Annotated in this window: 1 protein-coding gene; it reads right to left on the reverse strand. The window is 49.1% G+C overall.

Going from position 1 to position 998, the window contains the following annotated elements; all coding sequences use genetic code 11:
- Window positions 1-27 precede the first annotated feature (27 nt).
- Window positions 28-984 (reverse strand): BMP family ABC transporter substrate-binding protein, encoded by a 957-nt coding sequence (locus A918_RS0107985; RefSeq protein WP_051139010.1) that lies wholly within the window; start codon window positions 982-984, stop codon window positions 28-30.
- Between the last annotated feature and the right edge of the window lie 14 nt (window positions 985-998).

Here is a 998-nt window from a genome sequence, read left to right on the forward strand (position 1 = left end):
CCCTTTTCTATGAATAGCCCTACCGGATTAGTAAGGGCACTTATTGTCTGTGGTGTAGTCATGCACCTTGATTTTACCGGAAATGATGTCGGCCTTTGCAGCTTCAACCGCGGCCTTCATTTCAGGTGTAATCAGCTTGGCGTTGTTTTCATCCATCGCATAGCTCACACCATCATCTTTCAGACCCATCTGAACGATACCGGCTGTGAATTTATCAGCGGCAACATCTTCAAAAGCCTTATAAACGGCAGTATCAACACCCTTAACCATTGAGGTCAGAACATGACCCGGATGCAGACCGTTCTGGTTGGAGTCAACGCCAATGCCGAGCTTGCCCGCATCAGCCGCAGCCTGCAACACGCCGATACCGGTACCACCGGCAGCATGATAAATCACGTCAGACCCCTGATCAATCTGGGCTTTGGTGATTTCGCTGCCTTTAGCCGGATCATTCCACGCGGCAGGTGTATCGCCGGTCCAGTTATTCAGAACTTTTGTGCCTTCTTTACCGGCTTTTGCACCACCGGCATAACCGCAATAGAAACGACGGATCAGCGGCACATCCATACCACCGACAAAGCTTACAGTGCCGGTTTTAGAAGCCATCGCTGCCAGCATACCAACCAGATAGCCGCCTTCTTCTTCTTTAAACACAACGGAGCGCACATTCGGTGCTTCCACAACAGCATCAATGATTACGAATTTCGTATCCGGAAATTCCTTTGCAACTTTCTCAATTGCGGAAACAGCCGAGAAACCGGCAATCACAACCGGTGAGTTGCCATCCTGTGCAAATTTACGCAGAGCCTGTTCACGCTGCGCATCGTTCTGAATTTCAAATTCACGATAATTAGTACCGTGATCTGCTTTATATTTGGCAGCGCCATTATAAGCGGCTTCATTGAAAGACTTGTCAAATTTTCCGCCAAAGTCATAAACAACAGCCGGCTTCAGTTCTGCCGAATAAGCTGCTGAAACACTCAGGGTCGCGGCCCACA

This window comes from Pseudochrobactrum sp. AO18b (assembly GCF_000409565.1).
In the GTDB taxonomy this organism is placed as follows: domain Bacteria; phylum Pseudomonadota; class Alphaproteobacteria; order Rhizobiales; family Rhizobiaceae; genus Pseudochrobactrum; species Pseudochrobactrum saccharolyticum.